Annotated in this window: 23 protein-coding genes; 12 read left to right on the forward strand and 11 right to left on the reverse strand. The window is 46.4% G+C overall.

All coding sequences use genetic code 11. From position 1 onward, the window contains the following. Positions 1-79: 79 nt before the first annotated feature. The 4 genes from ispE to IEV16_RS07985 all read right to left on the reverse strand — a co-directional run bounded on the left by ispE (position 80) and on the right by IEV16_RS07985 (position 4795). On the reverse strand, positions 80-889 hold the full coding sequence (gene ispE / locus IEV16_RS07970) for a 4-(cytidine 5'-diphospho)-2-C-methyl-D-erythritol kinase (protein WP_188365156.1): 810 nt from the start codon (positions 887-889) through the stop codon (positions 80-82). Continuing rightward, the gene (gene lolB, locus IEV16_RS07975) at positions 877-1479 is read right to left on the reverse strand and encodes a lipoprotein insertase outer membrane protein LolB (RefSeq protein ID WP_188365157.1); all 603 of its coding nucleotides are present in this window, start codon (positions 1477-1479) and stop codon (positions 877-879) included. The genes ispE and lolB overlap by 13 nt, the downstream gene beginning before the upstream one ends. 5 nt (positions 1480-1484) lie before the next feature. Further along, positions 1485-2228: a hypothetical protein gene (locus IEV16_RS07980; RefSeq protein WP_188365158.1), complete on the reverse strand. Its 744-nt coding sequence runs from the start codon at positions 2226-2228 to the stop codon at positions 1485-1487. Positions 2229-2425: 197 nt separating this feature from the next. Continuing rightward, entirely contained in the window at positions 2426-4795 is a 2370-nt protein-coding gene (locus IEV16_RS07985; protein WP_188365159.1) for a Lon protease family protein, read from the reverse strand. Between the two features lie 89 nt (positions 4796-4884). Here IEV16_RS07985 and IEV16_RS07990 point away from each other — a divergent pair, with 89 nt between their 5' ends. Both IEV16_RS07990 and IEV16_RS07995 read left to right on the forward strand, forming a co-directional pair. Next, entirely contained in the window at positions 4885-7428 is a 2544-nt protein-coding gene (locus IEV16_RS07990; RefSeq protein WP_188365160.1) for a bifunctional aspartate kinase/diaminopimelate decarboxylase, read from the forward strand. A gap of 55 nt (positions 7429-7483) precedes the next feature. Continuing rightward, positions 7484-8143, forward strand: a complete 660-nt coding sequence (locus IEV16_RS07995; RefSeq protein ID WP_188365161.1) for a glutathione S-transferase family protein — start codon at positions 7484-7486, stop codon at positions 8141-8143. Here IEV16_RS07995 and glnD read toward each other — a convergent pair. Beyond that, positions 8137-10746, reverse strand: a complete 2610-nt coding sequence (gene glnD / locus IEV16_RS08000; RefSeq protein WP_188365162.1) for a [protein-PII] uridylyltransferase — start codon at positions 10744-10746, stop codon at positions 8137-8139. The genes IEV16_RS07995 and glnD overlap by 7 nt on opposite strands. A gap of 2 nt (positions 10747-10748) precedes the next feature. Beyond that, positions 10749-11519, reverse strand: coding sequence for a type I methionyl aminopeptidase (map, locus tag IEV16_RS08005; protein WP_188365163.1), 771 nt, complete (start codon positions 11517-11519; stop codon positions 10749-10751). 81 nt (positions 11520-11600) lie between these two features. Here map and hemB point away from each other — a divergent pair, with 81 nt between their 5' ends. From hemB to sfsA, 10 genes are read left to right on the forward strand one after another with little or no spacing between them, the layout of a single operon-like run. Next, positions 11601-12593, forward strand: coding sequence for a porphobilinogen synthase (gene hemB, locus IEV16_RS08010; RefSeq protein WP_188365164.1), 993 nt, complete (start codon positions 11601-11603; stop codon positions 12591-12593). Then, positions 12590-13378 (forward strand): shikimate dehydrogenase, encoded by a 789-nt coding sequence (gene aroE / locus IEV16_RS08015; protein ID WP_188365165.1) that lies wholly within the window; start codon positions 12590-12592, stop codon positions 13376-13378. Before hemB ends, aroE begins: the two co-directional genes overlap by 4 nt. Before the next feature lie 11 nt (positions 13379-13389). Continuing rightward, on the forward strand, positions 13390-13836 hold the full coding sequence (locus IEV16_RS08020; protein ID WP_188365166.1) for a YciI family protein: 447 nt from the start codon (positions 13390-13392) through the stop codon (positions 13834-13836). A 30-nt stretch (positions 13837-13866) separates the two neighbouring features. Continuing rightward, positions 13867-14739: a UbiA prenyltransferase family protein gene (locus tag IEV16_RS08025; protein WP_188365167.1), complete on the forward strand. Its 873-nt coding sequence runs from the start codon at positions 13867-13869 to the stop codon at positions 14737-14739. Beyond that, positions 14739-15161 carry a GtrA family protein gene (locus tag IEV16_RS08030; protein ID WP_188365168.1) on the forward strand — a complete coding sequence of 141 codons (423 nt, stop codon included), beginning with the start codon at positions 14739-14741 and terminating at the stop codon, positions 15159-15161. The genes IEV16_RS08025 and IEV16_RS08030 overlap by 1 nt, the downstream gene beginning before the upstream one ends. Further along, on the forward strand, positions 15154-16479 hold the full coding sequence (locus IEV16_RS08035) for an FAD-binding oxidoreductase (RefSeq protein ID WP_188365169.1): 1326 nt from the start codon (positions 15154-15156) through the stop codon (positions 16477-16479). The genes IEV16_RS08030 and IEV16_RS08035 overlap by 8 nt, the downstream gene beginning before the upstream one ends. A gap of 2 nt (positions 16480-16481) precedes the next feature. After that, on the forward strand, positions 16482-17213 hold the full coding sequence (locus IEV16_RS08040; protein WP_188365170.1) for an SDR family oxidoreductase: 732 nt from the start codon (positions 16482-16484) through the stop codon (positions 17211-17213). Continuing rightward, the gene (locus IEV16_RS08045; protein WP_188365171.1) at positions 17210-18742 is read left to right on the forward strand and encodes a hypothetical protein; all 1533 of its coding nucleotides are present in this window, start codon (positions 17210-17212) and stop codon (positions 18740-18742) included. Before IEV16_RS08040 ends, IEV16_RS08045 begins: the two co-directional genes overlap by 4 nt. After that, positions 18739-19338 carry an HAD-IB family hydrolase gene (locus tag IEV16_RS08050; RefSeq protein ID WP_188365172.1) on the forward strand — a complete coding sequence of 200 codons (600 nt, stop codon included), beginning with the start codon at positions 18739-18741 and terminating at the stop codon, positions 19336-19338. The genes IEV16_RS08045 and IEV16_RS08050 overlap by 4 nt, the downstream gene beginning before the upstream one ends. Positions 19339-19345: 7 nt before the next feature. Continuing rightward, on the forward strand, positions 19346-20065 hold the full coding sequence (gene sfsA, locus IEV16_RS08055) for a DNA/RNA nuclease SfsA (RefSeq protein WP_188365173.1): 720 nt from the start codon (positions 19346-19348) through the stop codon (positions 20063-20065). A gap of 9 nt (positions 20066-20074) precedes the next feature. Here sfsA and nth read toward each other — a convergent pair whose 3' ends face one another. The 5 genes from nth to IEV16_RS08080 form a co-directional block, all read right to left on the reverse strand. Next, positions 20075-20710, reverse strand: coding sequence for an endonuclease III (gene nth / locus IEV16_RS08060; RefSeq protein WP_188365174.1), 636 nt, complete (start codon positions 20708-20710; stop codon positions 20075-20077). A 1-nt stretch (position 20711) separates the two neighbouring features. Then, complete coding sequence (locus IEV16_RS08065) at positions 20712-21719, reverse strand: sulfotransferase (protein ID WP_188365175.1); 1008 nt, start codon at positions 21717-21719, stop codon at positions 20712-20714. 10 nt (positions 21720-21729) lie between these two features. Continuing rightward, the gene (locus IEV16_RS08070; protein WP_188365176.1) at positions 21730-23049 is read right to left on the reverse strand and encodes a sulfotransferase family 2 domain-containing protein; all 1320 of its coding nucleotides are present in this window, start codon (positions 23047-23049) and stop codon (positions 21730-21732) included. After that, the gene (locus IEV16_RS08075) at positions 23033-24322 is read right to left on the reverse strand and encodes a glycosyltransferase family 4 protein (protein ID WP_188365177.1); all 1290 of its coding nucleotides are present in this window, start codon (positions 24320-24322) and stop codon (positions 23033-23035) included. The genes IEV16_RS08070 and IEV16_RS08075 overlap by 17 nt, the downstream gene beginning before the upstream one ends. Before the next feature lie 159 nt (positions 24323-24481). Then, entirely contained in the window at positions 24482-25351 is an 870-nt protein-coding gene (locus IEV16_RS08080; protein WP_188365178.1) for a sulfotransferase family 2 domain-containing protein, read from the reverse strand. Positions 25352-25361: the final 10 nt, after the last annotated feature.

Raw genomic sequence — 25361 nt, forward strand, 5'->3', positions numbered from 1 at the left:
AACAATGATTGCAAAGCTAATTCATGCATTTTACCGACAAAATTCATAATTTTAATAAAGTCGGATTTTTTGTTGCCAATTATATTTCAAGCAGACGGTTTCGACAATATTGTGAAACCATTTTTTGCTGTTTAAGCGCCGTCTGTTTATCGTCAAACAAAGCAAACAACGTGGAACCGGTGCCGGATAATCGTAGTCGCATAGCGGGATAACAACAATCAAACAGTTTTTTGATTTCTTTAAATTCTGACAAAACCACCGGCAAACAATCATTAATCCAAAAGTTTGAATCCCGTAATAATCGTTCCGGCAACGGGGTTTGGTTGCGTTTTAAGCCGGGATGATTGAACACCGTTTCAGTGGCTATCGGCAGCGGTGGAAACAACAACAAAATATAACCCGAAAAAAACCGCATCGGCCTAATATGTTCACCGATACCTGTCACCAGCGCTGACTGTCCTGTCATAAAAAAAGGCACATCAGCGCCTAATTTGAGAGCCAGTGCAGACAACGATGTCGCATCCAGACGACACTTCCACAGTGTATTCAATGTTTTCAAAGTAGCAGCGGCATTAGAACTGCCACCACCCAGTCCGGCACCGCTGGGTATCTTTTTGTTCACTTTGATATGAACAACACAAGGCGCTTGAATGAAGGGTTTAAGTAATTCTGCCGCCCGGTAAATAATATTATCAGTCAGCGCAAGGGTTTTAAAACCACATATGGTGACAGATGGCTGTTGACTTTTTTCGGTGAAAAATGTCATCTCGTCGCCCCAGGGCAACACTTCAAAGCAGCTTTGCAATGCGTGGTAACCATCGGAACGTTGCGCCAAAATCCGCAACATCAGGTTTACTTTGGCCGGTGATAATACCTTCACCACTGCCATTGGCGAACGACTAAGCGCAAATTGTAGGGTGATTGACTGGCCATCATCCGATGCGGCAGACAACCAAAGGAGGAAGCTTGAAAACGATCATACACAAGTGTCCAACCTTGCTCTTTGATTGTTTTTGTTGTCTTTGTATATTGGATAACCGCTTGATTTTGATTCATGGGCTGTCCCAGCAACCAATGCTTGAGCGCGTGCCACGGCACCGACCAGCCCACAGCTTCGGCCACCAGGTCGGCTGCATCGCTGTCATAATAGGGCGGCTCACCATTAATCACCATGCGGGCACCCTGTTCACTTTCTTCTATCAGCCAGTCACCCTGACCCAGGGGAGCTTTAAATTGAGCCAGAACATGATTATCCCGTTGTTGCCAGTTGAGGCGTCCACTGCCGCCTTCGGCACCATCTGATATGGCCAGTTTACCGGACAGATTAAAATCACTTAAATGAACAGGCCGGGTCAAATCACAGGCGACATCTGTTTGTTTTGGAATACTCTGACATGCCACCAGCAAAACCAGACAAGCCAGTGTTGACGAACAAGACAGTGCCCGCCGATAACACGGCTTAAAACCGGTGATAGCCATGGCGATTATAGATTATGTTTGAATTTGATATAGGGAACGGTGCCGGTCAAACGGTCTAAATTGGTGGCGACATCATCATTCATGTTCTTTCTGGCGCCGAAGGATAAAGTGCCATCTTGATTAAAATGCCAGTCCACTTGTAAATCGATGCTGGAACGGTACAACTGGCTATTTTGACGGCTACTGGCATAATCTGAATGCAGGCTGGCGCCAAAACGCTGGGTACGCACGCCCAAACCAAAACTGGCGGTGTCCAGCTGATCCTGATACAGGCCCAACATATCTCCGGAAACCTGACCGGTGCTCAAATCCAGACCAAAACGCCAATTGGAACTGATATCCAACACGGAGCTGAGACCCAGCTGATAACTTAAATCTTTAAAGAGATTGCTTTGATGGGCGGCTTGTGGTGCAAGCATAAATAATTGACTGGTTTGTGTACCGTCATACACCCCTAACCGCAAAGACAACCAGTCGGCAAACTGCATTCGAAAGGTCAGTTGCTGGCCGTACAAATTGTTTTGTTTTTCCAGATAAGTGCGCTGACCGTTATTCGGTTGTAATAAATCAAAAGCATAATCATCGGCATAAACCGGATCACTTAACAACAAATCCGAATTCGACAAGGTAAAGGGTAAAATCGGCGCGTTTTCAAACTGAGACAAAGTCTGCAGGCTTTTATCAGCTGTTTGGCCGACAGCCACAGCACTCATAAAAAACAGACAACTTGTGATGAAAAGACGCTTCATATTCACTCCCGATTCACTTGATGAGCTAAGACCTTAAAAAGGCACAGTTAGTTCAAAGTTAAAAACATTTTAACAAATTATCTTGATCTGTTCAATCCAATCATTAAATAAATGTTTTTATATCATTAAGATACCCAGATTAATTAAAAATTGCGTTAACTTCTTTGACCCCAGTCACAATTTTAACACTTAAGCGATTAGTGCTTATCGTTCACATGCTGCCAGAATTGCCGGGCTTTTTGCATGGCCTGTCCCATGATACTGTTTTCCGCATATTCACCATCCACCAGTAAACCGGCAGGTTGGCCCATCAGAATTTCCATCGCCTGACTGATGTTGTCAACCGCAAAAACACTAAACTGACCATCGATACAGGCTTGTTGCACATCTGGTCGCAGCATCAGATCTCCGGCATTACTGGCCGGAATAATCACACCTTGTTGGCCGTTTAAGCCGTTTAGGGTACACACATCGTAAAATCCTTCTATTTTTTCATTAACCCCGCCAATGGCTTGTAACAGACCATGCTGGTCAATGGCACCGGTCATGCTGATACCCTGGTATATAGGGATTTTCGTCAATTCGGATATCAAACAACAAAATTCGGCACCGGAGGCCGAATCGCCGTCAATCCCGCCGTAACTCTGCTCAAAGGCAATGGAAGCGGAAAAAGTGAGCGGGTGTTTTAAGGGCAACATATGGCGCAGCAAACCGCCCAGTATCTCAAACCCTTTGGTGTGAATGGAACCGGATTTACCGGCCTTACCTTCAATATCAATCACCCCGGCACGGCCGGCCCCGATTGAGGCGGTGATGCGGGAGGGAAAACCATAGACAATCGGACCGGCGTGAATCACTGCCAAACCGTTGATTTGTCCCACCCGGTTACCTGAGGTGGCGACATTAATGGTACCGTTGGCCAGTTGTTCACGAAATTTTCTGGCAGGCAATCCGGCGCGCTGTTTGGTGCGACGGATAGCGGTGGTAACATCTTCACCTTCAACCAAAAGCTGCTTGCCTTTACACGCCACATAATGCGCCTCTCTGGCTATATCGGCTATCCGCGAAAAACGTGCGGTGAGTTTATCCTTTTGGGCACAAACCCGCGCGCCGTGTTCGATTAAACCCGCCACCGCTTCGGCAGTAAATGGCAACAGGTCATCTTCTTCAATAATTTTGGCAATAATGGCGCTGTAATGCTTAAAGCCTTGGGCGTTTCGGTCAATCACAGAATCAAAATCAGAGAGTACCTTAAATAACTCAGGAAAATCCGCATCCCGGTTATCCAGCAAATAATACAACCCGGCATCGCCCAGTAAAATCACCCGGATATTTACCGGTATCGGTTCCGGTTTTAAGGAAGGTTGACCGAAAGGCCAACTCATTTCAGCCGGTACGATTTCCAGCAAACTGTTTTTCAGGGTGCGTTTTAAAATTTTCCAGGCACCGGGTTCGGTCATCAAATCGCGTGCATCCAGCACCAGAAAGCCCCCGTCTGCCTGCAGCAGGGAACCACCGGTTATACTCATGTGATCGGCCATCACCGGACCGTTTTCACCCCATTTACTTTCAATGGTGCCCAATAAATTTTGCAAAGTAGGCACCCTTTCGGTAACAATCGGACATTTTTTATCATCACGTCTGGACAACAGGACATTCACCACATAGCGTTCCCGGGGCTGATAATTTTTGTTCTTTTTATAAAAATACTGGTCAATCACATCCTGTTTTAGGGCATCCAAAAATTCATGAACAGCCTCAGTGGCAAACTGACTTTTGATGTTCTGAATCTGCACATCCAATAATTGTGAAATATAGCGTTCCATGATGGCACGGATATCTTTGATACCGTTTTTTTTGATTTCATTCACCTGGCGGCTGATTTCCTCCAGCTCTCGACTGTATTGCTGTTGTCTGTCCATCAGTTGTTTTTGCTGTTCTTCGCTGATTTCTCCGGCATGGACTTTTTGTTGCCAGCTTTGCGGATCAAGCGCCTGTTCCTCAACCACCGGAACAATGATGGTTTGATTTCCCTGATTGGTTTGCACATTCATTAACGTCAGTGATTGTTTTTTGAGTTCCTTTTCAAAAGGTTCGGTGACGGCATTAATGGCTTGTTGAATAGCGGTCTCGGTCTCGGCCTTTTCCTCCGCCATGGTTTTGGAGTCCAGTGATTCGCGCAAATCATCGGCGATGTAAGCCGCCAGTTCATCCATGGCCTGACCAAAAGACTGTGCCTGACCCGCCGCCAAAGTCAACAACCGTGGCCGATCGGGCTGTTCAAAGTTCATTACATAGCAATGCTCTTTTTTACCATTCACTTGTGGCTTTGAATCTTTGAGAATATCCGACACCATGCTCATGCGACCGGTACCGCTGAGACCCCGCACATACACATTTTGGCCAAAAGCACGACACTCAATGGCAAACCGCAAGGCATCGACCGCCTCATCCTGACCCACAACCCCTTTAACCGGTTGTACTTCATCGGTGGTCTTAAAACCCAACTGATCAGCATCACAGCGCCATCTGACTGCGGCACCGTTTAATTGTGTGGCGTGTTTCATGAAAATCCTCTGGTTAAAATCAAAGTCAAAATTATGCTTGCACGGACTGCTCTTTTCCCCTAAAGTCTGTTCTTTTTATCAACACTTTCATGGGCATGCAGTGGCGCGTATTAAAGTTTGGCGGCAGCTCGGTTTCGACACCGGCGCAATGGCGCACTATTCTACAACAAGTCAGCAACAACATCGAACAAGGTTATCGGGTTTTAGTGGTCCATTCGGCCTGTTATGGTTTAACCAATGCCCTGGAAGCACAAATAAAAACCGGCACCAGCGTATATAAGTCCGTTGAAAGCAGACTCAAGGCATTACTTAATGACTTTGAACAGCCGATCAATGATTTTAAATCTGATTTAAGCCAATTGCGCCAGTTATGTGATTTACCGCAACTGAATGATTATCAGCAGGCCGAGTTACTGTGCTGGGGCGAACGGGTCTGTCACCGTGTATTTATCAACCATATTCGAACGGGACAGACCGTGGACAGCCTGAATCCTAAAGACTGGCTGACAACCACGGTGAATGACCACAGAAACCCGCATTCCCGGGTGTTATCAGCCAAGTGCGAGGTCCACCCCAATCCGGTTATCCGGGAACAACTTAAACAATCTTTCTACCTGATGCCGGGTTTTTTTGCCGCCGATGAAGCCGGTCGAACCGTGTTATTGGGGCGCAGCGGCTCGGACACCTCTGCCACTTATATGGCCGTATTACTCCAAGCCGAACGCATAGAAATCTGGACCGATGTGGACGGTATTTTCAGCGCCAATCCGCACCAGATTCCGCAAGCCAAATTATTATTACGCCTGGGTTACCAAGAAGCCCGCGAAATTGCCGCCAGTGGCGGCACCGTGATTCATCCGCGCTCGATTCTGCCGGCCGAACAATACAACATCCCCATATACATTAAAAACACTCTGCGACCTGATGCACCGGGCACTGTATTAAAGCGTGAATTCAGTCCCACCAAACCCCGAGTCAGTGCTGTTAACACCCGCCATCGGGTGACACTGGTGTCTATGGAATCAATCAATATGTGGCATCAGGCGGGTTTTATGAGTGATTTATTTGCGGTCTATAAAGAACTGGGACTGTCGGTGGATCTGGTTTCAACCGCTCAGACCAATGTCACCGTGTCATTGGATGCAGCCGACAATGTTATCACCCCGGCTATTTTAACCCGGTTAAAACAGCATTTAACGCCTTTGTGTGCGGTAAATATCACCACCAACTGTTCGGCTGTTACCTTGGTGGGTTACCGCATTCGTGCGCTGGCTGACACCATTGCTTCAGTGGTCGCCACCTTTGCCGACCAGCGGATTTACATCACCACCCAATCTTCCAATGACTTGAACCAAACCTTTGTGGTGGATGAAGATCAGGCCGATAAGCTGGCACGTGCGTTACATGAAGTGTTAATCACCCGCTTACCCGAACGCGATGAATTTGGACCGAGTTGGGCGGATTTGGTGGCCCGACGCACCGACAACCCGGTCACCGTCATCCCCTGGTGGCAGCAACAGCGATCACGGCTTTTGGCTATGGCAGACTTGCATTCGCCCTGCTATGTTTATGATTTAAACACCCTGGCTGAACAAGCGGATATCCTAAAATCACTGACCGCCGTGGATCGATTCTTCTTTGCCATGAAAGCCAACGCACATCCGGCAGTTTTAGGAAAAATATTACAGCAGGGCATTGGCCTGGAAACGGTGTCACCCGGAGAAATTGATCGTTGCTTAAGCCTTGAATCACCTCCTGATCGCCGGAATTTACTGTTTACGCCGAATTTTGCACCCATTGAAGAATACAGCCGGGCGCTGGAACAGGGCATTGCCACCACCATCGACAACCCCGCGCTGCTGTATGATTATCCGGCGGTTTTTAAAAACCGGCGTATTATTTTGCGCCTTGATCCGGGTCATGGCAGTGGACACCACCGCTATGTGCGTACCGCAGGGGAGCAATCAAAATTCGGGATACCCGAGTCCACCTTGCCGAATCTGGCCGACTGGTGTGAGCAACATGAGATCCTGGTCTTCGGTTTACATGCACACACCGGCAGCGGCATTCTGGATCACCGGAACTGGCAACGGATTGCTCATTTTCTGGCCCGCGGTCTGGCTTATTTTAAAGATGTTGAAGTGATTAATGTCGGCGGTGGTCTGGGGATTAAAGAAAACCCCGGAGACAGCGGTCTGGACTTCAAAGCCCTAAACGCATCTTTGTCCGACTTTAAACAGCAACACCCAAATATTGCCTTGTGGATGGAACCGGGTCGTTTTTTGGTGGCACACTGTGGTGTGCTGCTGGCCAAAGTCACCCAAACCAAGCTCAAAGGCAAGCAAGGTTACATTGGACTTGAAACCGGCATGAATTCATTGATTCGTCCGGCCCTGTACGGTGCCTGGCACAATATTGTCAATTTAACCCGATTGGATGCGCCCTGTGATTTCAGCGCCAACATCGTCGGACCGATGTGTGAAAGCGGTGATATTCTGGGCATCGACCGTCCGATGCCGGCCACCCGGGCCGGTGATGTGGTATTAATTGCCAACACCGGCGCCTATGGTGCGACTATGGCATCACGCTATAATCTACGCGATCCGGCGCAGGAATTGATCATTGGCGACTGACCCTTAACCTGCCGGGGTTCACGCGTTATAATGGTCTTTTTACACGCTAAAAACCATGATTAAACTTTACACAGCGGCCACCCCCAATGGCCACAAAATTTCTGTCTTATTGGAAGAATTGGGTGTTGATTACGAAGTTCACGTGATTGATTTTAATCAAAACGAACAAAAATCCGAACGCTTTCTGGCCATTAATCCCAACGGCCGTATCCCGGCGATTGTTGACACCGATAACGATGACTTTGCGGTGTTTGAAAGCGGAGCCATCATGATTTATCTGGCCGACAAATTTGGTCGGTTTTTACCCACGGAAACCAAGGCGCGTTCACGGGTAATTCAGTGGCTGATGTTTCAGATGGGCGGCATCGGTCCGATGATGGGCCAGGCCAATGTATTTTACCGTTATTTCCCTGAAAAGATACCCGCCGCCATTGAACGCTATCAAAAAGAAGTCAACCGACTTTTTTCGGTGCTGGATAAACAATTGGAAAACCGAGATTACCTGGCCGGTGATTATTCGATTGCAGATATCGCCAACTGGTGCTGGGTACACACCCATGAATGGTCCGGCGTGGACATTGAGCCTTTTAAAAACCTCAAACGCTGGGTCGCTGCGATTGCCACGCGACCGCAAGTACAAAAAGGCATCAGTATCCCACCCAGTGAAATCGATGAAAAACAATTACAACAAGCCGGCAGCAAGCTGATTCAATGACTGTCTGCGGATAAATCACTGAGCAAAGATTTAAACTCAGCAGCAATGGTTTGTTGTAACTTGACGGGTAAGGCTTTTTGATTCACAGATAACCAAAACACATCTTCAGCGCGGTTGCCAAAAGTGGCAATTTTTGCCGCTTGCATATCAATGCCGTGGGACACGAAAATCCGGGTCAAATTGACCAGCAAGCCATCGTGGTCAGAACATTTTACATCGACCCGGGTTTCACTGTCATCACGACCTCGGGTAAAGGTGATTTCCGGCATTTCGATAAACAGCCGTTCACGACGGGTGGCCACCATATCGCGCTTACGAATTTCTTTCACCGGTGTTTTAAGCGCGGTTAACAACGCCGCTTCAATGTGGGTCAATAATTCTTGATCATACTCACCCAGACAGTGAAAATGATCCAGAATACGGCCGTCACTGCCACTAAAAATACGGGCATTGACCACACTGATGTGATGATTGGAAAACACTTCCACCACCTGATGAAATAAACCCAATTGGTTCTCGCCATACAGCATCACCTCAAAACCATCATCATGGCGGTCGGTCACACACACCGTATCGCGCCCCAGATTCGCCACAATCGCCATACTCACTGCCGCGACCTGCTCAGGCGTGGCGTAATCAAAAAAACGTTCGGGTATTTTCTGCCATAAAGACTCAATCGCCGGTATTTGCGCTTCGGAAATTAATTCCCGGGCTTCTGATTTACCTTGCGCCACTGCGTCGGCCTGTTGGGAACTGTCCAAATGCACCGTGGTGCGCAAGTACAATTCACTGAGGAGACTGTCTTTATAGGAATTCCATAATTTGGGATCAGTGCCTTCAATATCGGCTATGGTTAAAATATACAAGGCATCCAAATAACGTTGACGCCGCACCAGCTCAGCAAAACGTTGTATAACCGCCGGATCATTGATGTCCTGCTTCTGGGCCACCACCGACATCACCAGATGGTGCCTCACCAGCCATTCGAGTAATTGTCCATCGGCTTTGGGTAATTTAAACTCTTCGGCAAATAAACGCGCTTCGCCGGCCCCGATTTCTGAATGGTCACCGCCACGGCCTTTGCCGATGTCATGGAAAAATCCCGCCAAATGGAGAACATATGGACGTTTGAATTGATCAGCTACTTTATGCGCCAGCGGGTGGACCTCATCGTTAAGAAAAATTTGCCGGATATTGCGCACCACAAATAAGGTATGTTGATCAACGGTGTACATATGGAACAGGTCGTATTGCATGCGCCCAACAATGCGACCAAAAACCGGTAAAAACTGACCCAAAACCCCCAGAGCATTCATCAGGTTTAATTGATTGAACACCAGGTTTTTATGTTTAAAAATTGCCAGAAAAATGGCTTTAACCGATTCATCATGACGAAATTCATCGTTAATCAAATGTAAACTCATGCTCACATACCGTTGGGTGTTGGCACGGATACCATAGACATTGGGGTTTTGCTGATAATGGTGGAACAGTTCAAATAAGGCCGCCGGACGATCCAGAAACACCTGTCGGTCGTTGACTTCCAAAAAACCGTTAATAATGGAAAATTCATCATTGATAAGGGTCACTTGTTTGTCTTCATCACCCTGCAGAATATTCTCCTTAAACAACTGCAATAAACGCATATTGAGTTGCTCTAAATACATCGCGTTGCGGTAATAATTCTGCATGAATTTTTCCACGCCCAGGGATTCATCATCGTCCTGATAACCAAACACCACGGCCAATTGTTTCTGGTAATCAAACAATAACCGGTCTTCTTTTCGCCCGGCCAAAAGATGTAAAGCAAAGCGAATTTTCCACAACTTACGCAAGCCTTTTTGTAAGCGAATGTATTCATCGGGGTGTAAAAAACCCACATCCACCAAACCGTGCATGGATTGCACATGAAAATGCCGTTGTGCCACCCAGGTGACCATTTGGATGTCACGCAAACCACCCGGTCCTTCCTTTATATTGGGTTCGAGGTTATAAGCACTGCCGCCACATTTGCGATGACGCTCCTGCTGTTCGGCGTATTTGGCCTGAAAAAAATCACGGCCTGACCACATCCGCTGATCACCGGTTAAAGTCATCATGTCCCGGTACAATTTTGGGTTGCCGCGCAAAAAACGGCTTTCCATGAGATTAGTCGCGACCACAATATTTTGCGCGGCCAATTGAACCGTTTCCGCCACGGTACGCACCGCATGTCCCACATCGAGGCCTAAATCCCACAGGTTCTGAATAAACAGACTGACCGCTTCTTCCGGCAAGACCTGATCAAATAAAATCAGCAAATCAACATCAGAAAAAGGCTGTAAATCACCACGGCCAAAGCCGCCGACCGCCACCAGAGTCAGGTCATGATGATGTAAATCGCAGCGTAACCATAATTCTAAAACGAATTGCTCTACAAGCCAGGCACGGGTTTTGACCAAACGTGTGATGTTGTGCCAGCGATAAAAATCGGCGTTGATTTTTTCTTCGGCCTGTTGTAAAAGCTGTTTTAAAACCGCCAGATAATCATCGTCCTCAACCGTATCCAGGGCGATAATGTTGAGGTATTCTTCCGCATGATCCGGTGGCGCCAGCAGAGCCATGGTTAAAGTGGAAAATTAGGCGATTCAGTGAGCACATCAAAACCATCATCGGTGACCGCCAACGTATGTTCCCATTGTGCCGATAAGGATCGGTCTTTAGTCACCACGGTCCAGCCGTCAGATAATAATTTGCTGTGTCGTTTACCGAGGTTAATCATCGGTTCAATGGTAAAGGTCATGCCCTTTTCCAACACCAGACCGGTACCCGGACGCCCATAATGTAATACCTGCGGATCCTCATGAAAGGTCTGTCCGATGCCGTGACCACAGTACTCGTACACCACAGCGTATCGGTTTTTGAGGGCGTGGGCCTGAATGACCGCACCAATATCTCCCAGTTGAACACCGGGCTTGACCATTTCAATACCCATTTTCATCGCTTCATAGGTGACTTCAACCAAGCGTTTGGCGCGTTGTTTGGGTTCACCCACAAAAAACATCCGTGAAGTGTCACCGTGCCAGCCGTCTTTAATCACGGTGACATCAATGTTGATGATATCACCGTCTTTCAAAATTCGGTCAGCACTCGGAATACCGTGACAAATCACCTGATTCACAGATGTGCAGATAGATTTTGGGAATCCACGATAATTTAAGGGCGCCGGAATATTGCCTTGTTCTTCCACAATAAACCGGTGACAGCGTTCATCCAGTTCCAGTGTGGACACACCCGGTTGTACATAAGGGCCAATCATGTCCAAAACCGCAGCTGCATCCCGGCCGGCAGCGCGCATTTTCTCAATTTGTTCAGGCGTTTTAATGATAACAGCCATATTTCGGTCGTTTGATAAAGGCTGAAATTTTAACTTAAATTCACTAAACTATCACCTTTGTTTCCAAAAGCTTGAAAAGACATGTATTTCCCCCACACCCGTAAACGGCGGTTACGGCAAAACCAGTCAATCAGAAATTTGTCGCAAGAACACCGACTCAGTGCCGATGACCTCATCTGGCCGGTTTTTATCCTGGACGGCTTTAATCGTTCTGAGCAGGTTCAATCCATGCCCGGCGTCCAGCGCATGAGTGTTGATCTTTTATTGGATAAATTACATAAACTGGTGGATAAAGGTCTTAACGCAGTGGCTTTATTTCCGGTGGTGGACAAGGCTTTTAAATCCGATGACGCCTCAGAGGCCTGGAACCCCGAAGGCCTGGTCCAAAAAGCGGTCAAAACCATCAAATCAGAAATTCCGAATTTGTTGGTAATCACCGATGTGGCCTTAGATCCTTATACTTCTCATGGTCAGGACGGCATCATTAACGACCAGGGGCAAATTTTGAATGATGTGACCATCAAAGCCCTGGTGATGCAGGCACAGTCTCACGCCGACGCCGGTGCTGATATGGTGGCACCTTCGGATATGATGGACGGCCGTATAGGTGAAATCCGCGCCGCTTTTGAGCAGAAAAAACGTCACAATGTGGGCATTCTGGCCTATTCAGCCAAATACGCCTCAGTGTTTTACGGACCCTTCCGCGACGCGGTGGGCTCAGCCGGGAATCTCGGCAAAAGTTCAAAAGAAACCTACCAGATGAATCCCGGTAATGCCCGCGAAGCCATTGATGAAATTCAAATGGACATTGATGAAGGTGCCGATATGGTGATGATTAAACCCGGCATGCCGTACCTCGATATTATTAAAACCGCCAAAGATTATTTTAATGTGCCGATTTGCGCCTATCAGGTATCCGGTGAATACGCCATGCTGCAAAGCGCCATCAACAACGGCTTTTTAGATGAAAAAGGTGCTGTGATGGAATCTCTGCTGTGCTTTAAACGCGCCGGCTGTGACGCCATTTTGACCTATTACGCCGATCGGGTGATTCATTGGCTGGATGCTTCATGACATACCAGTTGGCTTTATTCGGTGACCCGGTTAAACACAGCTTATCGCCGCAGATTCACCAAGGATTTGCGCAACAATTTGGGTTCGACATTGATTATCAACTGATTCAAGTCAGTGCCGCCGAACTAAGATCACGGATTAATGATTTTTTTAACAGCGGCGGCCACGGCGCCAACATCACCATACCCCACAAACAAGCGGCACTGGCCGTCACCGATCAGCTCACCGAACGGGCACAACAAGCCGCTGTTGTTAATACCTTATTTATCAAAGACGGTCAATTGTGGGGCGATAACACCGACGGTGCGGGTCTGGTCAATGATTTCAAACAAAAACAAATCCAAACACACAACCAACGGATTTTAATTCTGGGTGCCGGTGGTGCGGTCAAAGGTATTCTGCCGGCTCTGTTAGCCACAAAACCCGAACACATCCGTATTTATAACCGCACCATTGAAAAAGCCCGGCAACTGGCTGCCCGGTCAGGAAACTGTGACGTGTTAATCAAAGATGACACGACGCATGCTTTTGATGTTTTGATCAACGGCACCTCTTTAGGTCATCACGGCCAGTCACCACCATTACATCCTGAGTGGATAAAACCACACACCATCGTGTATGATTTATCCTATGGTGAGGCCGCCCAACCTTTTCTCAAGAAAGCCATGCAACTGGGTGTCACCAAAACTTTTGCGGGTTTGGGTATGTTGCATCACCAGGCGGCGCTGGCATTTGAACGCTGGTTTAACCGGGTGCCTAAAATTACCCTGCCGAATAATAATTAGGAGTGAATAAAATGAAAATAATTGATGTCATGGTTTTATTGCTGATGACGAACCTGTCGGTGGCGCAACAGGATTATGACGCTGAACTTGCTCAATCTTTAGGGGCGGATGATTATGGCATGAAAATCTATGTGTTGGCACTGCTGAAACCCGGTCCCAACCAGGATCAGGACCAAGAAACCGCACAGCAGCTCCAACAGGCCCATCTGGCCAATATCCGCCGCCTAGCTGAAGCGGGCCAACTGGTGCTGGCCGGTCCCTTTATGCCCAATGAACAGGATTTACGCGGTATTTATGTGTTTGATGTCGCCACGGTCGAAGCCGCCAAACAACTTACCGAAACTGACCCTGCCATAAAGGCCGGTCGCCTGCGTATGGAACTGATACCTTGGTACGGCTCAGCCACCCTACCGATGATCAATCAATGGCATAAAAAAATCAGTAAAAAATCCTTTTAAAGAATTGTCTGGAAATTTGACTTAATGCCTATGAACAATTTAATCAGCCTGATCAGACCTCACCAGTGGTTAAAAAACTTGTTTGTGTTTGCGCCTTTGTTTTTTGCTTTTGCCTTTGAGGCGGACATTCTCTGGCAGACACTGATGGGTTTTGGGCTTTTTTGTTTGGTGGCCAGCAGCATTTATGTGTTTAATGACCTCAATGATGTTGCTGAGGACCGCCGGCACCCCAGCAAGCAAAACCGTCCGATTGCCTCAGGGGCCGTGAGCGCAAAAACCGCCTGGTTTTTATTTATGAGCTTAGGTGTTGTGGCGTTGGGTGGCGCTTTTTTTTTGCAGACCGACTTATTTTACGTGTTGGCTCTGTATTTTTTGATGAACATCGCCTATTCACTGGGTCTGAAACATGTGCCGATTATTGATATTTTTATCATTGCAATTGGTTTTGTGTTGCGCTTATTTGCCGGCAATGTGTTTTTAAATCAACCTTTGTCCATGTGGATAATTATCATGACCTTTTTATTGGCGATTTTCTTAGGTTTTGCCAAACGGCGGGATGATGTTTTACTGCAACAACAAGGTCAGGCCACCCGCAAAAACATTGATGGCTATAATCTGGAGTTTATCAATGCCGCCATGGTGCTGATGTCGGCGGTGATTATTATCGGCTACATTCAATACACCATTACACCGGAAGTGATGAATCGTTTTGGAACTCAGCATGTTTATTTAACCGCAGTGTTTGTGATTTTAGGGATTTTAAGGTACATGCAAATTACCTTTGTGGATCAAAAAAGCAGCAGCCCGACCCGGGTACTGATGTATGATGGGTTCATCCAGCTGACCATTGCAGGTTGGTTGGTCAGTTATTTGCTGATTTACTTTTTTGCCGCACACCCATAATGCGCACCGATTTTTTTTCAAAACGCTTTATTTTGTTTTTGCTTACCGGCGGACTGGCGGCTTTGGTGAATTTTGGCAGCCGATTTTTATACAGCACTGTGTTCAGTTATCCGGTGGCCATTGTCTGCGCTTATCTGACCGGCATGGTGGTGGCGTTTATATTATTTAAAACCTGTGTGTTCGAACCATCGACACAATCGGTGAAAAAACAGCTGATGTATTTCACGATTGTGAACGTGTTAGCGATTGCACAGACCCTCATTATCAGCCTATTTCTCGCCAACACCGTGTTTCCAATATTGAACATTACTTTTTATCCCGAAGCCATGGCCCATGCCTGCGGCATAGCGGTACCGGCGATCACCAGTTTTATTGGCCACAGCCTGTTCAGTTTTAAGCAACACGAAACTCACCATGCCTAGAGCCAATAGCCAACAATTAAGTGGCTGGGGCCGCTTTCCGGCATTACAGCACAGCGTTTTTACACCCCGCACACAAGCAGATTTACATCGCTTTATTCGCAACAACGATAACCCCAAAACCATCGCTTTTGGCAATGGCCGCAGTTATGGTGACAGTGCCTTAAGTGAGTGCATTATCGACTGTCGCAAAGCCCAGAATTATTTTATTGATTTTGATACCCAACAAGGTTTACTGACTTGTCAGGCGGGAGTCATCTTAGATGAGATTCTTAAGGTCATTGTGCCCAAAGGCTGGTTTTTGCCGGTCACACCCGGCACCCGTTTTATCACCCTCGGTGGGGCCATTGCGGCTGATGTGCATGGTAAAAACCACCACCAAGCCGGGTGTTTTAGTGCTTATGTTACCGATCTGTATTTGTTAACGTCTGACGGCACCACCGTTCGTTGTAACCAAAACCTTGAAACCGATTTATTCCGCGCCACCTGTGGCGGTATGGGTTTAACCGGGATTATTTTATCGGCCACCATTCAGCTCAAAGCCATTGCATCCACAGAAATTAATCAAACCACCCACAAAACCCAAAACTTAGAAGAAACCTTTGCGGTCTTTGAACACAACCAATCCAGTCCCTATTCAGTGGCCTGGATTGACTGTTATGCGAAAAACAAATCCCTGGGACGAAGTTTAGTCAGTCTGGGTGAGTTTTCAGAAGACGGGCCCATCGCATTGGCCAGAAAAAAAGCACGCACCATGCCCCGCTGGTTTCCGAGCTTTATGCTCAACGCCTGGACCATTCAACTTTTTAACACCTTATATTATCACCGCCAACGACAACCGGTTAAGACCGAACGGGTTCATTATGAACGATTTTTTTACCCCCTGGACGGTATTCAGCGCTGGAACCGCATGTATGGCCACAAAGGCTTTATCCAGTATCAGTTTATCCTGCCCAAAGACACCAGTTTCGAGGGGCTGCAAGAAATTCTAAAAACCATTGCCGATGCTGGACAAGGCTCTTTTTTAGCCGTTTTAAAACTCCATGGCAAAGAAAACAACAACTGGCTGTCCTTCCCATTGGAAGGTTACAGCTTGGCGCTGGATTTTAAAATTCAGGATAAACTGTTCCCACTGTTGAAAAAACTGGATCAACTTGTCTTAACACACCGCGGCCGCTTTTATCTGGCCAAAGATGCCCGTGTTTCCCAAGAGGTGTTTGAGCGCGGTTACCCGAACATTGACCAATTCAGACAATTTCGTCGGACGCATAACATGCACCGGCACTTTAATTCCGCACAATCTTTACGAGTAGGCTTATAACCATGTCTTCATTACTTATACTTGGTGCCAAAAGTGACATCGCCCGGGCCGTGGCCCAACAATACGCGGCCAACGGCTGGGATTTATTGCTCGCCGGTCGGGCCATCAACGAACTGGATGATTTGGCCAAAGACTTGGCCATTAGACACGACATCAAGGTATTCCTCCATGAATTTGATGCCAATGATTTTGACAGCCATGCGGCGTTTGTTGCAAAGCTGCCGGAGTTACCCGATGGCGTTATAACAGCGATTGGTTATTTAGGTGACCAGCAACAGGCCGAAAATGACTGGTCAGAAACCGAACAAATCATGAACCAGAATCTGCTGGGCAATGTGTCTGTTCTCAATATTCTGGCCAATTTATTTGCTGAAAGACAATCGGGCTTTATTATCGGCATCAGCTCCGTGGCCGGTGACCGAGGCCGGCAGAAAAATTACCTGTATGGCGCCGCCAAAGCCGGTTTTAGCACCTATTTATCGGGCTTACGCAACCGACTGTATCAAGACAAGGTGCATGTGTTAACGGTTAAGCCGGGCTTTGTGAACACCCAAATGACCGCCGATATGGATTTACCGCAAAAACTCACGGCAGAACCCGAACAGGTCGCCAAAGCCATTTATAAAGCCCAGCAGAAAAATAAAAACGTACTTTACAGCAAAGGCATCTGGGCCTGGATTATGCGCATCATCCGCGCCATCCCCGAGTGGCAGTTTAAGAAAATGGATTTATGAGCCGAAAACCCTATTCAAAAACCTGGCTTATATTAAGTCTTCTTGTGTTCTTGCTAACCTGCGCATATTTCGGGGTTATTTATTTCAGTCATGACCTGCAACGCTTTGGCATGCTGTTTAATGCCGACAGCTTATATTTGCCGGCCTTGCTGAATAATCTGCTGTATGAGCATGGGGCCTGGCAAGATTGGACTTTACCACCAGCGCCTTATTTTTTTCCGGATTTACCCCTGTATCTAATTGCCTATGTTATAAGTCAGGATGCTTATCTGGCTCAATTTATTTTTGCTCTGCTACAAGGTTTGCTGGTAGGACTCGCACTATATGGCCTAAATCGCCTATTTTTTAGCCGCACGCAAGCATGCTTACATACAACCTTGGTTTTGGCTTTGCTGTATTTGTCTGTCATGGGTCATCCAACCATTCATGCCATTATCAGCGGTCACCATTTTGGCGCTTTTATAAGCCTTTTAATCGGCCTCTACATGTTTGCTCAATGGCTCAATTTTGATGGTCAACGTCACGCCTTGAGCCTCATTTTAATCATCCTGACTGGCTTAACAGTGGCAGCAGATAAGCTTTTTATTGTTCAATTTATTTTACCAGTCACAGTCGTCCTATCCGTATTGCACCTAATCAACAGGATTTCAAAGCGCGTTTTTCTCTTGTCCTTAGTACTGCTCGTTATGGGTTTGATCCTGGGCTATAGTTTACATTATTTATGGGTACCCAACCCCACCCGATTCTCGCCTCAATTTGGATTCCAGCATTGGGTCGAAAATCTGCCGGTGATTACCGGACTATTTATTCAATTATTCAACGACCATTTTGTTTACACCTTAATTTTTGTTGTTTTTTACGGGCTATTGGCTTATCAATTGGCAAAGTATTTATTCACCGGTTCCTTCCCAGACACATTCTTTTTAATGCTGTGTTTATCGGTGGCATTGATAAGCGTCACAAATATTGCTGTGATTGCTTTGAGTAACTTAACCATTGATTTCAGATACTTTATTCCGTTGTTATTTATGCCGTTATTATTGTTGCCGTTGCTGTTAATCCTGTTGCCCACCTCATCCGTTTTAACACTGTGGATTCAACGCGTGGGTTTGTTAGTGATTGGCATCGTTCTCTGTGTGAACGTATGGCACAAACAAACACAACCGCTCAAATTTAATTATTACCCGCCGGCGGTTCAGTGCTTTGATGAATTTATAAGCACAACCCAATCTCAACGGGGGATTGCTCATTACTGGGATGCCAAACGCACCATGTTATTAAGCAAAAACAAGGTGTCCATCGCCGCATACACGCCCGATTTAGTACCCTATAACTGGATCAGTACCAGTCAATGGCAACATGAGCGATATGATTTTGTGTTAATCAGGAACAATCACGATGCAAATTACCAACTGGATTTAGCACGCCTAAAAGCCTATAGCCCCAAACAAATCAACAGCACTTTTTCTTGCGGCTTGTTTGATGTTCATTATTTTCCACAAGGTTTATACACCACACCGGGCTTATGAACACACCATCAACACTGGCTTTGTTTGATTTCGACGGCACCATCAGTCACAAAGACAGCATGGTGGACTTTATTCAGTTTGCCGTGGGTCATCGCCGTTATTACAGTGGTCTGATCAAACAATCCCCGATGCTGTTGTCTTACCTGTTAAAAAGAACTTCTAACAGCAAAGCCAAGCAATTATTTATGGCCCATTATTTATCCCATTTAACGGTGCAACAATTTGAGGCTTTGGCCAACGATTATGCCCGCAATCAATTACCGGCCATTATTCGTCCCAAAGCAGTAGAACAGATTCAATGGCATCAACAACAGCAGCACAGAATTGTGATTATTTCTGCTTCTGTTGAAGACTGGCTAAAACCCTGGACCGAGCAAATCCGGGTTGATCTGATTGCCAGTCATTTAGACAAAGCCGGTCCGTTAATCAATGGCTGCTTACATGGTGTTAATTGTCATGGGACTGAAAAAGTCACACGGCTCAAAAAACATCTGACCTTAGATGATTACAGTTATATTTACGCTTACGGTGACTCGTCCGGTGATACCGATATGCTGGCATTGGCCGATGAGCCTCATTACAAACCATTTCGATAGAATACCTATGAAATTTAATCCCCCGCTTATAAAAACCACCTTAATTAAACGCCATAAACGCTTTCTGGCCGATGTAACGCACCCTGAGATGGGTGATTTCACTGCCCATTGTCCCAACACCGGATCGATGAAAAATTGCTGGGCTGAAGGCGACAGCGCCTGGTTATTGGATTCTGAAAATCCCAAGCGCAAATACCGCTATACCTGGGTGATTAATGAAACCCGGGGCGGCCACATGATTTGTATCAACACCCATCTGGCCAATCAACTGGTGATGGAAGGTATTGAAAACGGTATCATTCATGAATTACAGGGCTATGCCCAGGTACAACAGGAAGTTAAATACGGCGATGAAAACAGCCGCATTGATTTGTTGCTGACTGCCCCGGATAGATCCGACTGTTATGTGGAAATTAAAACCGTCACTTTATTGGAATCCGGTGATGACTTCGAAAAAGGTGCCGGCTTTTTTCCCGATGCCGTGACCACCCGCGGGCAAAAACATTTACGCGAGCTGATTGAAATGAAACAACAAGGTCACCGCGCCGTTCTATTCTTTTTGGTGCAACACAGCGGTATTCAAACCGTTGATGCGGCCAAACATATCGATCAAAAGTACGCAGACTTATATGACCAGGCCCGTCAAGCCGGGGTCGAAGTCATCGCTTATCAGTCCGCAATCACAGCCAATGAGATGACCATTAAACAGGCCATTGAAGTTGTTTAAAGCACGACACTAATCCAGATTTTTGTCTTTATACTCGCATAAATCCACAATAATGCATTTTTTACATAAAGGCTTGCGGGCTTTACAAACATAACGGCCGTGGAGAATCAGCCAATGGTGAGCGTCTTTGAGGAATTCTTTGGGCACCAGTCGCAGTAACTTTTTTTCAACCTCTAAAACAGTTTTACCGGGTGCAATTTTGGTGCGATTGGACACCCGATAAATATGTGTGTCCACCGCCATGGTCGGCTGATCAAAGGCGGTATTCAAAATCACATTGGCGGTTTTACGACCGACACCCGGTAATGATTCTAAATCCTTGCGATTATCAGGTACCACGGAATCAAATTTATCCACCAATATCTGACAAGCCTGGATAATGTGCTTGGCTTTGGAATTATACAAACCGATGGTTTTGATGTAATCTTTTAAACCTTCTTCGCCCAGCGCCAAGATGGCTTCAGGAGTATTGGCTTTGGGAAATAATCGGGCGGTGGCTTTGTTGACACCAACATCGGTGGCTTGAGCCGATAAGGTCACCGCCACCAATAACTCAAAAGGTGTGCTGTATTCCAGCTCAGTGGTGGGCTCAGGGTTGTTGTCCCGCAGGCGTTTAAAAATTTCGGTACGTTTTTGTTTATTCATATTAAGGCGGCGTTTTCATTTCATTTAACGCGGCCAATAAGCTGATTTTTTCCATTTGTTCCTGATGCCAGCTTTGGGTCAGCTCGGCAATCACCGTTGAAGGATTAAACGTTTGTTGAGACCAGAAATCAGCATGTTGTTGTTTAATCTCAGCAAGACTGTGTTTTGCAAACCCGGCAGCCAATCCGGAAGTTTCTAACAAACCATCCACTTCAGTCATGATTGCGGTTAAAATCTCGACTTCCTGATCGGGTAATTCGTGGCTTTCGGGCACATGCTTAAGGGTTCGGGCTGTTTCAAGTTCGTTTTCATTAAAATCCAACAACGCTAATTTGGATAAATAATTATCACTGTTAAACACATCTTCATCCAGGTCAATCACCACATCCGCATAATAGGTTCCCATCAGAACGGATAAACGGTACAAACAATAAAACCGATAAAACCCGTGCCGTTCTTTTTGCGGCGCTAAAAATGGCAGCAACGGCGCCAGATCAGCGCACCATTGCATCAACTCATAGGCATCAGCATAAGATTCATTGTTGCGATTGATTTTGGGAATATGTTTTCTTTGCGAACACCAAAGTTGTATCGGATCGCGCTTTAAATACACCAATTGTGCATGCGGGTAAAAACCCGTTAACCAGGGCAATCGAAAATCCATGCGGTTAAACTGCAGAACCGGCTGTCGATCACCACTGGCGTTGATTAAATAATCCAGGTAATGACGCAATTCCGGCCAACTGTCCTGCGCAGTCAGGTACAAGCGCTCACTGCCAAACTCAATGCGATGATGGCGACTCAAATCATCCAACGCCCGGTAAGCAGTCCAGTAATCCTGAATATAAACATGATCTGCTTTGGGTGCGGTGTGTTTAATTTGTGCCGGCAATTGCGGGTGTAGCGGTTCATACCAGGCACGGAATCTGTCCAGCTGGTTAAATATATGCCAGAAATAGGACGTGCCGCTGCGAAACCGGCCCACAATAAATACAGGATTTTGTTTCATACACCCTATTTTAACGCTTTATGATAATTTTTTTCAGGGCAAATCCAACTTGCCGCTGATCATTGCTGCCAAACGCCTCGGCATGCGACATAACCTGAGAACATTTAAATCCAATCCGCAGTAAACCGTTGTCTTGAACCAGTGCTTTTGGACAATTCAACTGTATTGTCCGTACCACACCACTGTCGTTACTTGACCAGTCAACGGCCTGGTCATTAATGAAAATCTTCAATCCGTCTAATAATGATTCGCTCAAAGCATTGATGATATGCAGTGTTATCTTGTAATTATGTGGCTTTACCCAAAAATCCAAACTGGCGCGCGTTGTCGGCCCTGACCACCTGAAAAAAGCCTTGTCTGCCTCAATCCACTCGCGTCGGTGCCAGTTTTGTCCCAGCAATTTCTGACCACAATCATAATCAATCGCTTCAGCCATTATGTGTTGACGGGCATAATGCCGTTGATAATGCTGATCCAGCGCCGCATCAATGGCTTTTTCCGAACTGAGTTCATCCAGATCTAAGGCATTCAGCATGGTTCGGTACTGACTGCCAAATTGTTGTTGCGCATAGTCATAGAGTTGACTGTCATGGCGGTTATTGTCTAACACCCGCTGTCTTGCCAAATCGCTGATTACCGGTCGTTTAATGTGTTTATTGAGTTTCTGACTGGCACCCATCGGCGGCCAGCGCATGCGATAACTCAATAAGCGCATGGCATCATCAAACCGGTCTAAAACCCCAAACCATAAGGCTTGATTCAGCCATTTTTTGGCCCGCTGGTAACGTTGTTCATCCGTTAATATGGGGCTGTTTCCGGACAACAAAGGCTGTAAATCCGCAATGGTTTGCGGTGATAAAAATACTTCCTGGGCGCTGGGGTCGTGCTTGAAATCAAAAGACAGGTAACGCACCATGCGATTGCTGACAAGATTCTGAGTGTCCGGATGGATCAGAAAATCCTCAAAACTCAGGGCTTCACCCACCACTAAATCATGCACCACGGTGTTTTTTTCGCGTTTAATAAATGCATAAGTAGAAAAGGACAATTCAACCGGGTCGCGCAACATGGTCAGTTTTTTTAGAGGCCTATGGGTCAACATGGCCGCACCGCCACCACCAAAATGGCCCCGAATAAAGCGGTAATTATGAGATTTAACCGCCGCAAGATCACTGACCTGCCGCCATAACTGTTCAGGCATGATATCCTGGTGGGCAAAATAGCGGTCCAGCAAAACAATCAGACTGGTACCGGCGGTTTTGGGAATATGGGCAAAGTAATACGCCGGTTGTTTATCCTTTTTTAACAGACGCTTAAACCAGGCCTTCATAGGCTTTTGCCAAACGATGGGCATAATTATCAGGGCTAAAAAAGGCCACCCGCTCCCGGCCTTTTTTAATCATACCGGCCCGTTTAGTCGGATGTTCAATTAAACTGTTAATGGCATCACGAATTTCACCGAATTGGTAGGGATCGATATAAATCGCCGCATCACCGGCCACTTCCGGCAAAGACGATCGGTTGGAACAAATCACCGGACAATCATGTTGCATGGCCTCAAGCACCGGCAAACCAAAACCTTCATATAACGATGGCATCACCAGACAGGTGGCGTTTTGGTACAACATACCCAGCTCATATTCCGGCACATAATCAAGAAACACATAGTCATCTTTCTTCAAGAAGTTATTGAGTCCTTTTAACTGACTTTCATGCATCCAGGCTTTGCGTCCCACCACCGCCAGTTTATAGCCTTTCTTGACATAGGCCATGGCCTGAATCAGTTGTTTGATGTTCTTTTTCGGTTCAATATTACCCACAAACAAAATATATTTTTGAGGGGTGAGGTTTTGGGCTTTTAAATAGGTCTTTGCGTCGTCATGATTGACCGTTTTCGACGCCCGGTAAGATTGGTACGTGACTTTGATTTTATCTTCGGAAACACCGTAAATATTTATGATGTCTTTCTTGGTGTGTTCGGACACCGACAATATCAAATCCGCCGATTCGGCCGCCTGTTTAAACAAATAATAAAAATATTTTTTGAAATCCAGGGTGGTAAACGGAATTTTTAAGGGAATTAAATCATGAATGGTCACCACGGTTTTAACCCCGGGTATCTTCACCGGCCAGGGCGTGGTCAGGTGAAAAATATCCGGTTTTTCAGTGGGCTTTATTTTGGTGAGCCGTTTGGTCAGCGCAAACATGCGGTTGGCCATATGAAACACATCAGGAATATTCTCAATATAGCTGTATTTATCACCACCGACTTTGGATAAATAATTATCCGGATCAGGCTCCACATAATGCGGCACCACTCGGTGTGATTGACGTGATCGCAGCATATAACTGGCCGCGCGCAGATTGCGCAACCATTTGTAATTTAACCAGGGATGCAAACGCACCTCATCCTGGTCAAATAAATTTACCTCATCCAGTAAAGCGTTTTCGCCGGTGACAAACTGATTATCTGTGAGCACCCCGACGTCATAACCTAATTTCTGATAGGCATCGAGGGTGGTCATGCCGTAGGTTTTAATCCCGGAGCCTTTTTTTAAGGCCAGATTAAAACCATCCACCAATATGTTTGTTGTTTTATCCATTCATATCCCTCTTGTGTCTGTATCGGGGTCTCTTAACTTGGACCTTAGCAGAAGTCTCATTGTAACAAAACAATGTACCCATTGAATTGATTCAATCGTTTCCGAATCTTAATTCTGTGAAAATTAATGTTCTTTAACGCCAATTAACTGTAAAAACGGTCAGATTAATCCTGACCATTGGTGATTTTGTGAATTGGCTTCACAGAATTTTTGTATCAATGTATCTGAAATATATTCTGATATCAGCTTGTTCAGCCGGGTTTCGGCGTAGCGGTATAAATGGGCATCAGCCTGGTTATAACGCCCGATAACCGAACGCTGGTGATTGTTTAATTCCTCGGGCTTTATGCTTTGTGGCGATTGATTACGGCGCTGATAGAAAATATCAGAAAAGCCCAGAAAATGATGCAGTAACAGCAAAGTCTCATCAAAGCACGCCGTGGTCCCAACAAGCGAAAAACTATCCTGTAAAACATCCCGGGCCATTTCAAACAAGGACAGGTCATCCGGTGGACTCTGGTGAAGATAACCACTGAATCGGCGCGCCTGACCATTGTTTAACTCCGGGCTGGCACCACTTTCCACAAAATCCACCAAATCCAGATCACAGGCCTGTGGATGCAGTGGATGGTCGGTTTTATGCCGCAGATAGTTATAGTAAGACAGGACCCGCGACACCGGCTCACGCACCACAGTCAGATGAAACAACGGCGCAGGCGATAAATGCCGATAAAGTGGTGAATGCAAGGGATGGTGGCCACAGATAAATCGCGGCGGGTTTTTCTTTAATTGTAGTATCTCAGGATAGCGCTTAAACTCCGGCGCATTCAGGTGCAGCACATCCGACAAGCGGTAATTTTTTGCAAGAATCGCTTCCAGCGTGGTACCACCGGTTTTAGGCACATGCGAAAACACCAGACGCGGCGACTGATTCTGCATGGCTTGTTCAGGCGTCAACACCCATTGGCTCAAAAAACCCCGTGCCTGATTAAAATATTCACTGTCCTGAGTCACGTTATTATCGTTCATTAAATATTTG

The sequence above is a fragment of the Marinicella pacifica genome, from assembly GCF_014636635.1.
Taxonomy (GTDB): Bacteria; Pseudomonadota; Gammaproteobacteria; order Xanthomonadales; family Marinicellaceae; genus Marinicella; species Marinicella pacifica.

Excerpts from the sequence above, each read along its gene's own strand:
- ispE (WP_188365156.1), bottom strand. The coding sequence starts at position 889 with ATGGCAGTGGTGAAGGTATTATCACCGGCCAAAGTAAACCTGATGTTG.
- lolB (WP_188365157.1), bottom strand. The coding sequence starts at position 1,479 with ATGGCTATCACCGGTTTTAAGCCGTGTTATCGGCGGGCACTGTCTTGT.
- IEV16_RS07980 (WP_188365158.1), bottom strand. The coding sequence starts at position 2,228 with ATGAAGCGTCTTTTCATCACAAGTTGTCTGTTTTTTATGAGTGCTGTG.
- IEV16_RS07985 (WP_188365159.1), bottom strand. The coding sequence starts at position 4,795 with ATGAAACACGCCACACAATTAAACGGTGCCGCAGTCAGATGGCGCTGT.
- IEV16_RS07990 (WP_188365160.1), top strand. The coding sequence starts at position 4,885 with ATGGGCATGCAGTGGCGCGTATTAAAGTTTGGCGGCAGCTCGGTTTCG.
- IEV16_RS07995 (WP_188365161.1), top strand. The coding sequence starts at position 7,484 with ATGATTAAACTTTACACAGCGGCCACCCCCAATGGCCACAAAATTTCT.
- glnD (WP_188365162.1), bottom strand. The coding sequence starts at position 10,746 with ATGGCTCTGCTGGCGCCACCGGATCATGCGGAAGAATACCTCAACATT.
- map (WP_188365163.1), bottom strand. The coding sequence starts at position 11,519 with ATGGCTGTTATCATTAAAACGCCTGAACAAATTGAGAAAATGCGCGCT.
- hemB (WP_188365164.1), top strand. The coding sequence starts at position 11,601 with ATGTATTTCCCCCACACCCGTAAACGGCGGTTACGGCAAAACCAGTCA.
- aroE (WP_188365165.1), top strand. The coding sequence starts at position 12,590 with ATGACATACCAGTTGGCTTTATTCGGTGACCCGGTTAAACACAGCTTA.
- IEV16_RS08020 (WP_188365166.1), top strand. The coding sequence starts at position 13,390 with ATGAAAATAATTGATGTCATGGTTTTATTGCTGATGACGAACCTGTCG.
- IEV16_RS08025 (WP_188365167.1), top strand. The coding sequence starts at position 13,867 with ATGAACAATTTAATCAGCCTGATCAGACCTCACCAGTGGTTAAAAAAC.
- IEV16_RS08030 (WP_188365168.1), top strand. The coding sequence starts at position 14,739 with ATGCGCACCGATTTTTTTTCAAAACGCTTTATTTTGTTTTTGCTTACC.
- IEV16_RS08035 (WP_188365169.1), top strand. The coding sequence starts at position 15,154 with ATGCCTAGAGCCAATAGCCAACAATTAAGTGGCTGGGGCCGCTTTCCG.
- IEV16_RS08040 (WP_188365170.1), top strand. The coding sequence starts at position 16,482 with ATGTCTTCATTACTTATACTTGGTGCCAAAAGTGACATCGCCCGGGCC.
- IEV16_RS08045 (WP_188365171.1), top strand. The coding sequence starts at position 17,210 with ATGAGCCGAAAACCCTATTCAAAAACCTGGCTTATATTAAGTCTTCTT.
- IEV16_RS08050 (WP_188365172.1), top strand. The coding sequence starts at position 18,739 with ATGAACACACCATCAACACTGGCTTTGTTTGATTTCGACGGCACCATC.
- sfsA (WP_188365173.1), top strand. The coding sequence starts at position 19,346 with ATGAAATTTAATCCCCCGCTTATAAAAACCACCTTAATTAAACGCCAT.
- nth (WP_188365174.1), bottom strand. The coding sequence starts at position 20,710 with ATGAATAAACAAAAACGTACCGAAATTTTTAAACGCCTGCGGGACAAC.
- IEV16_RS08065 (WP_188365175.1), bottom strand. The coding sequence starts at position 21,719 with ATGAAACAAAATCCTGTATTTATTGTGGGCCGGTTTCGCAGCGGCACG.
- IEV16_RS08070 (WP_188365176.1), bottom strand. The coding sequence starts at position 23,049 with ATGAAGGCCTGGTTTAAGCGTCTGTTAAAAAAGGATAAACAACCGGCG.
- IEV16_RS08075 (WP_188365177.1), bottom strand. The coding sequence starts at position 24,322 with ATGGATAAAACAACAAACATATTGGTGGATGGTTTTAATCTGGCCTTA.
- IEV16_RS08080 (WP_188365178.1), bottom strand. The coding sequence starts at position 25,351 with ATGAACGATAATAACGTGACTCAGGACAGTGAATATTTTAATCAGGCA.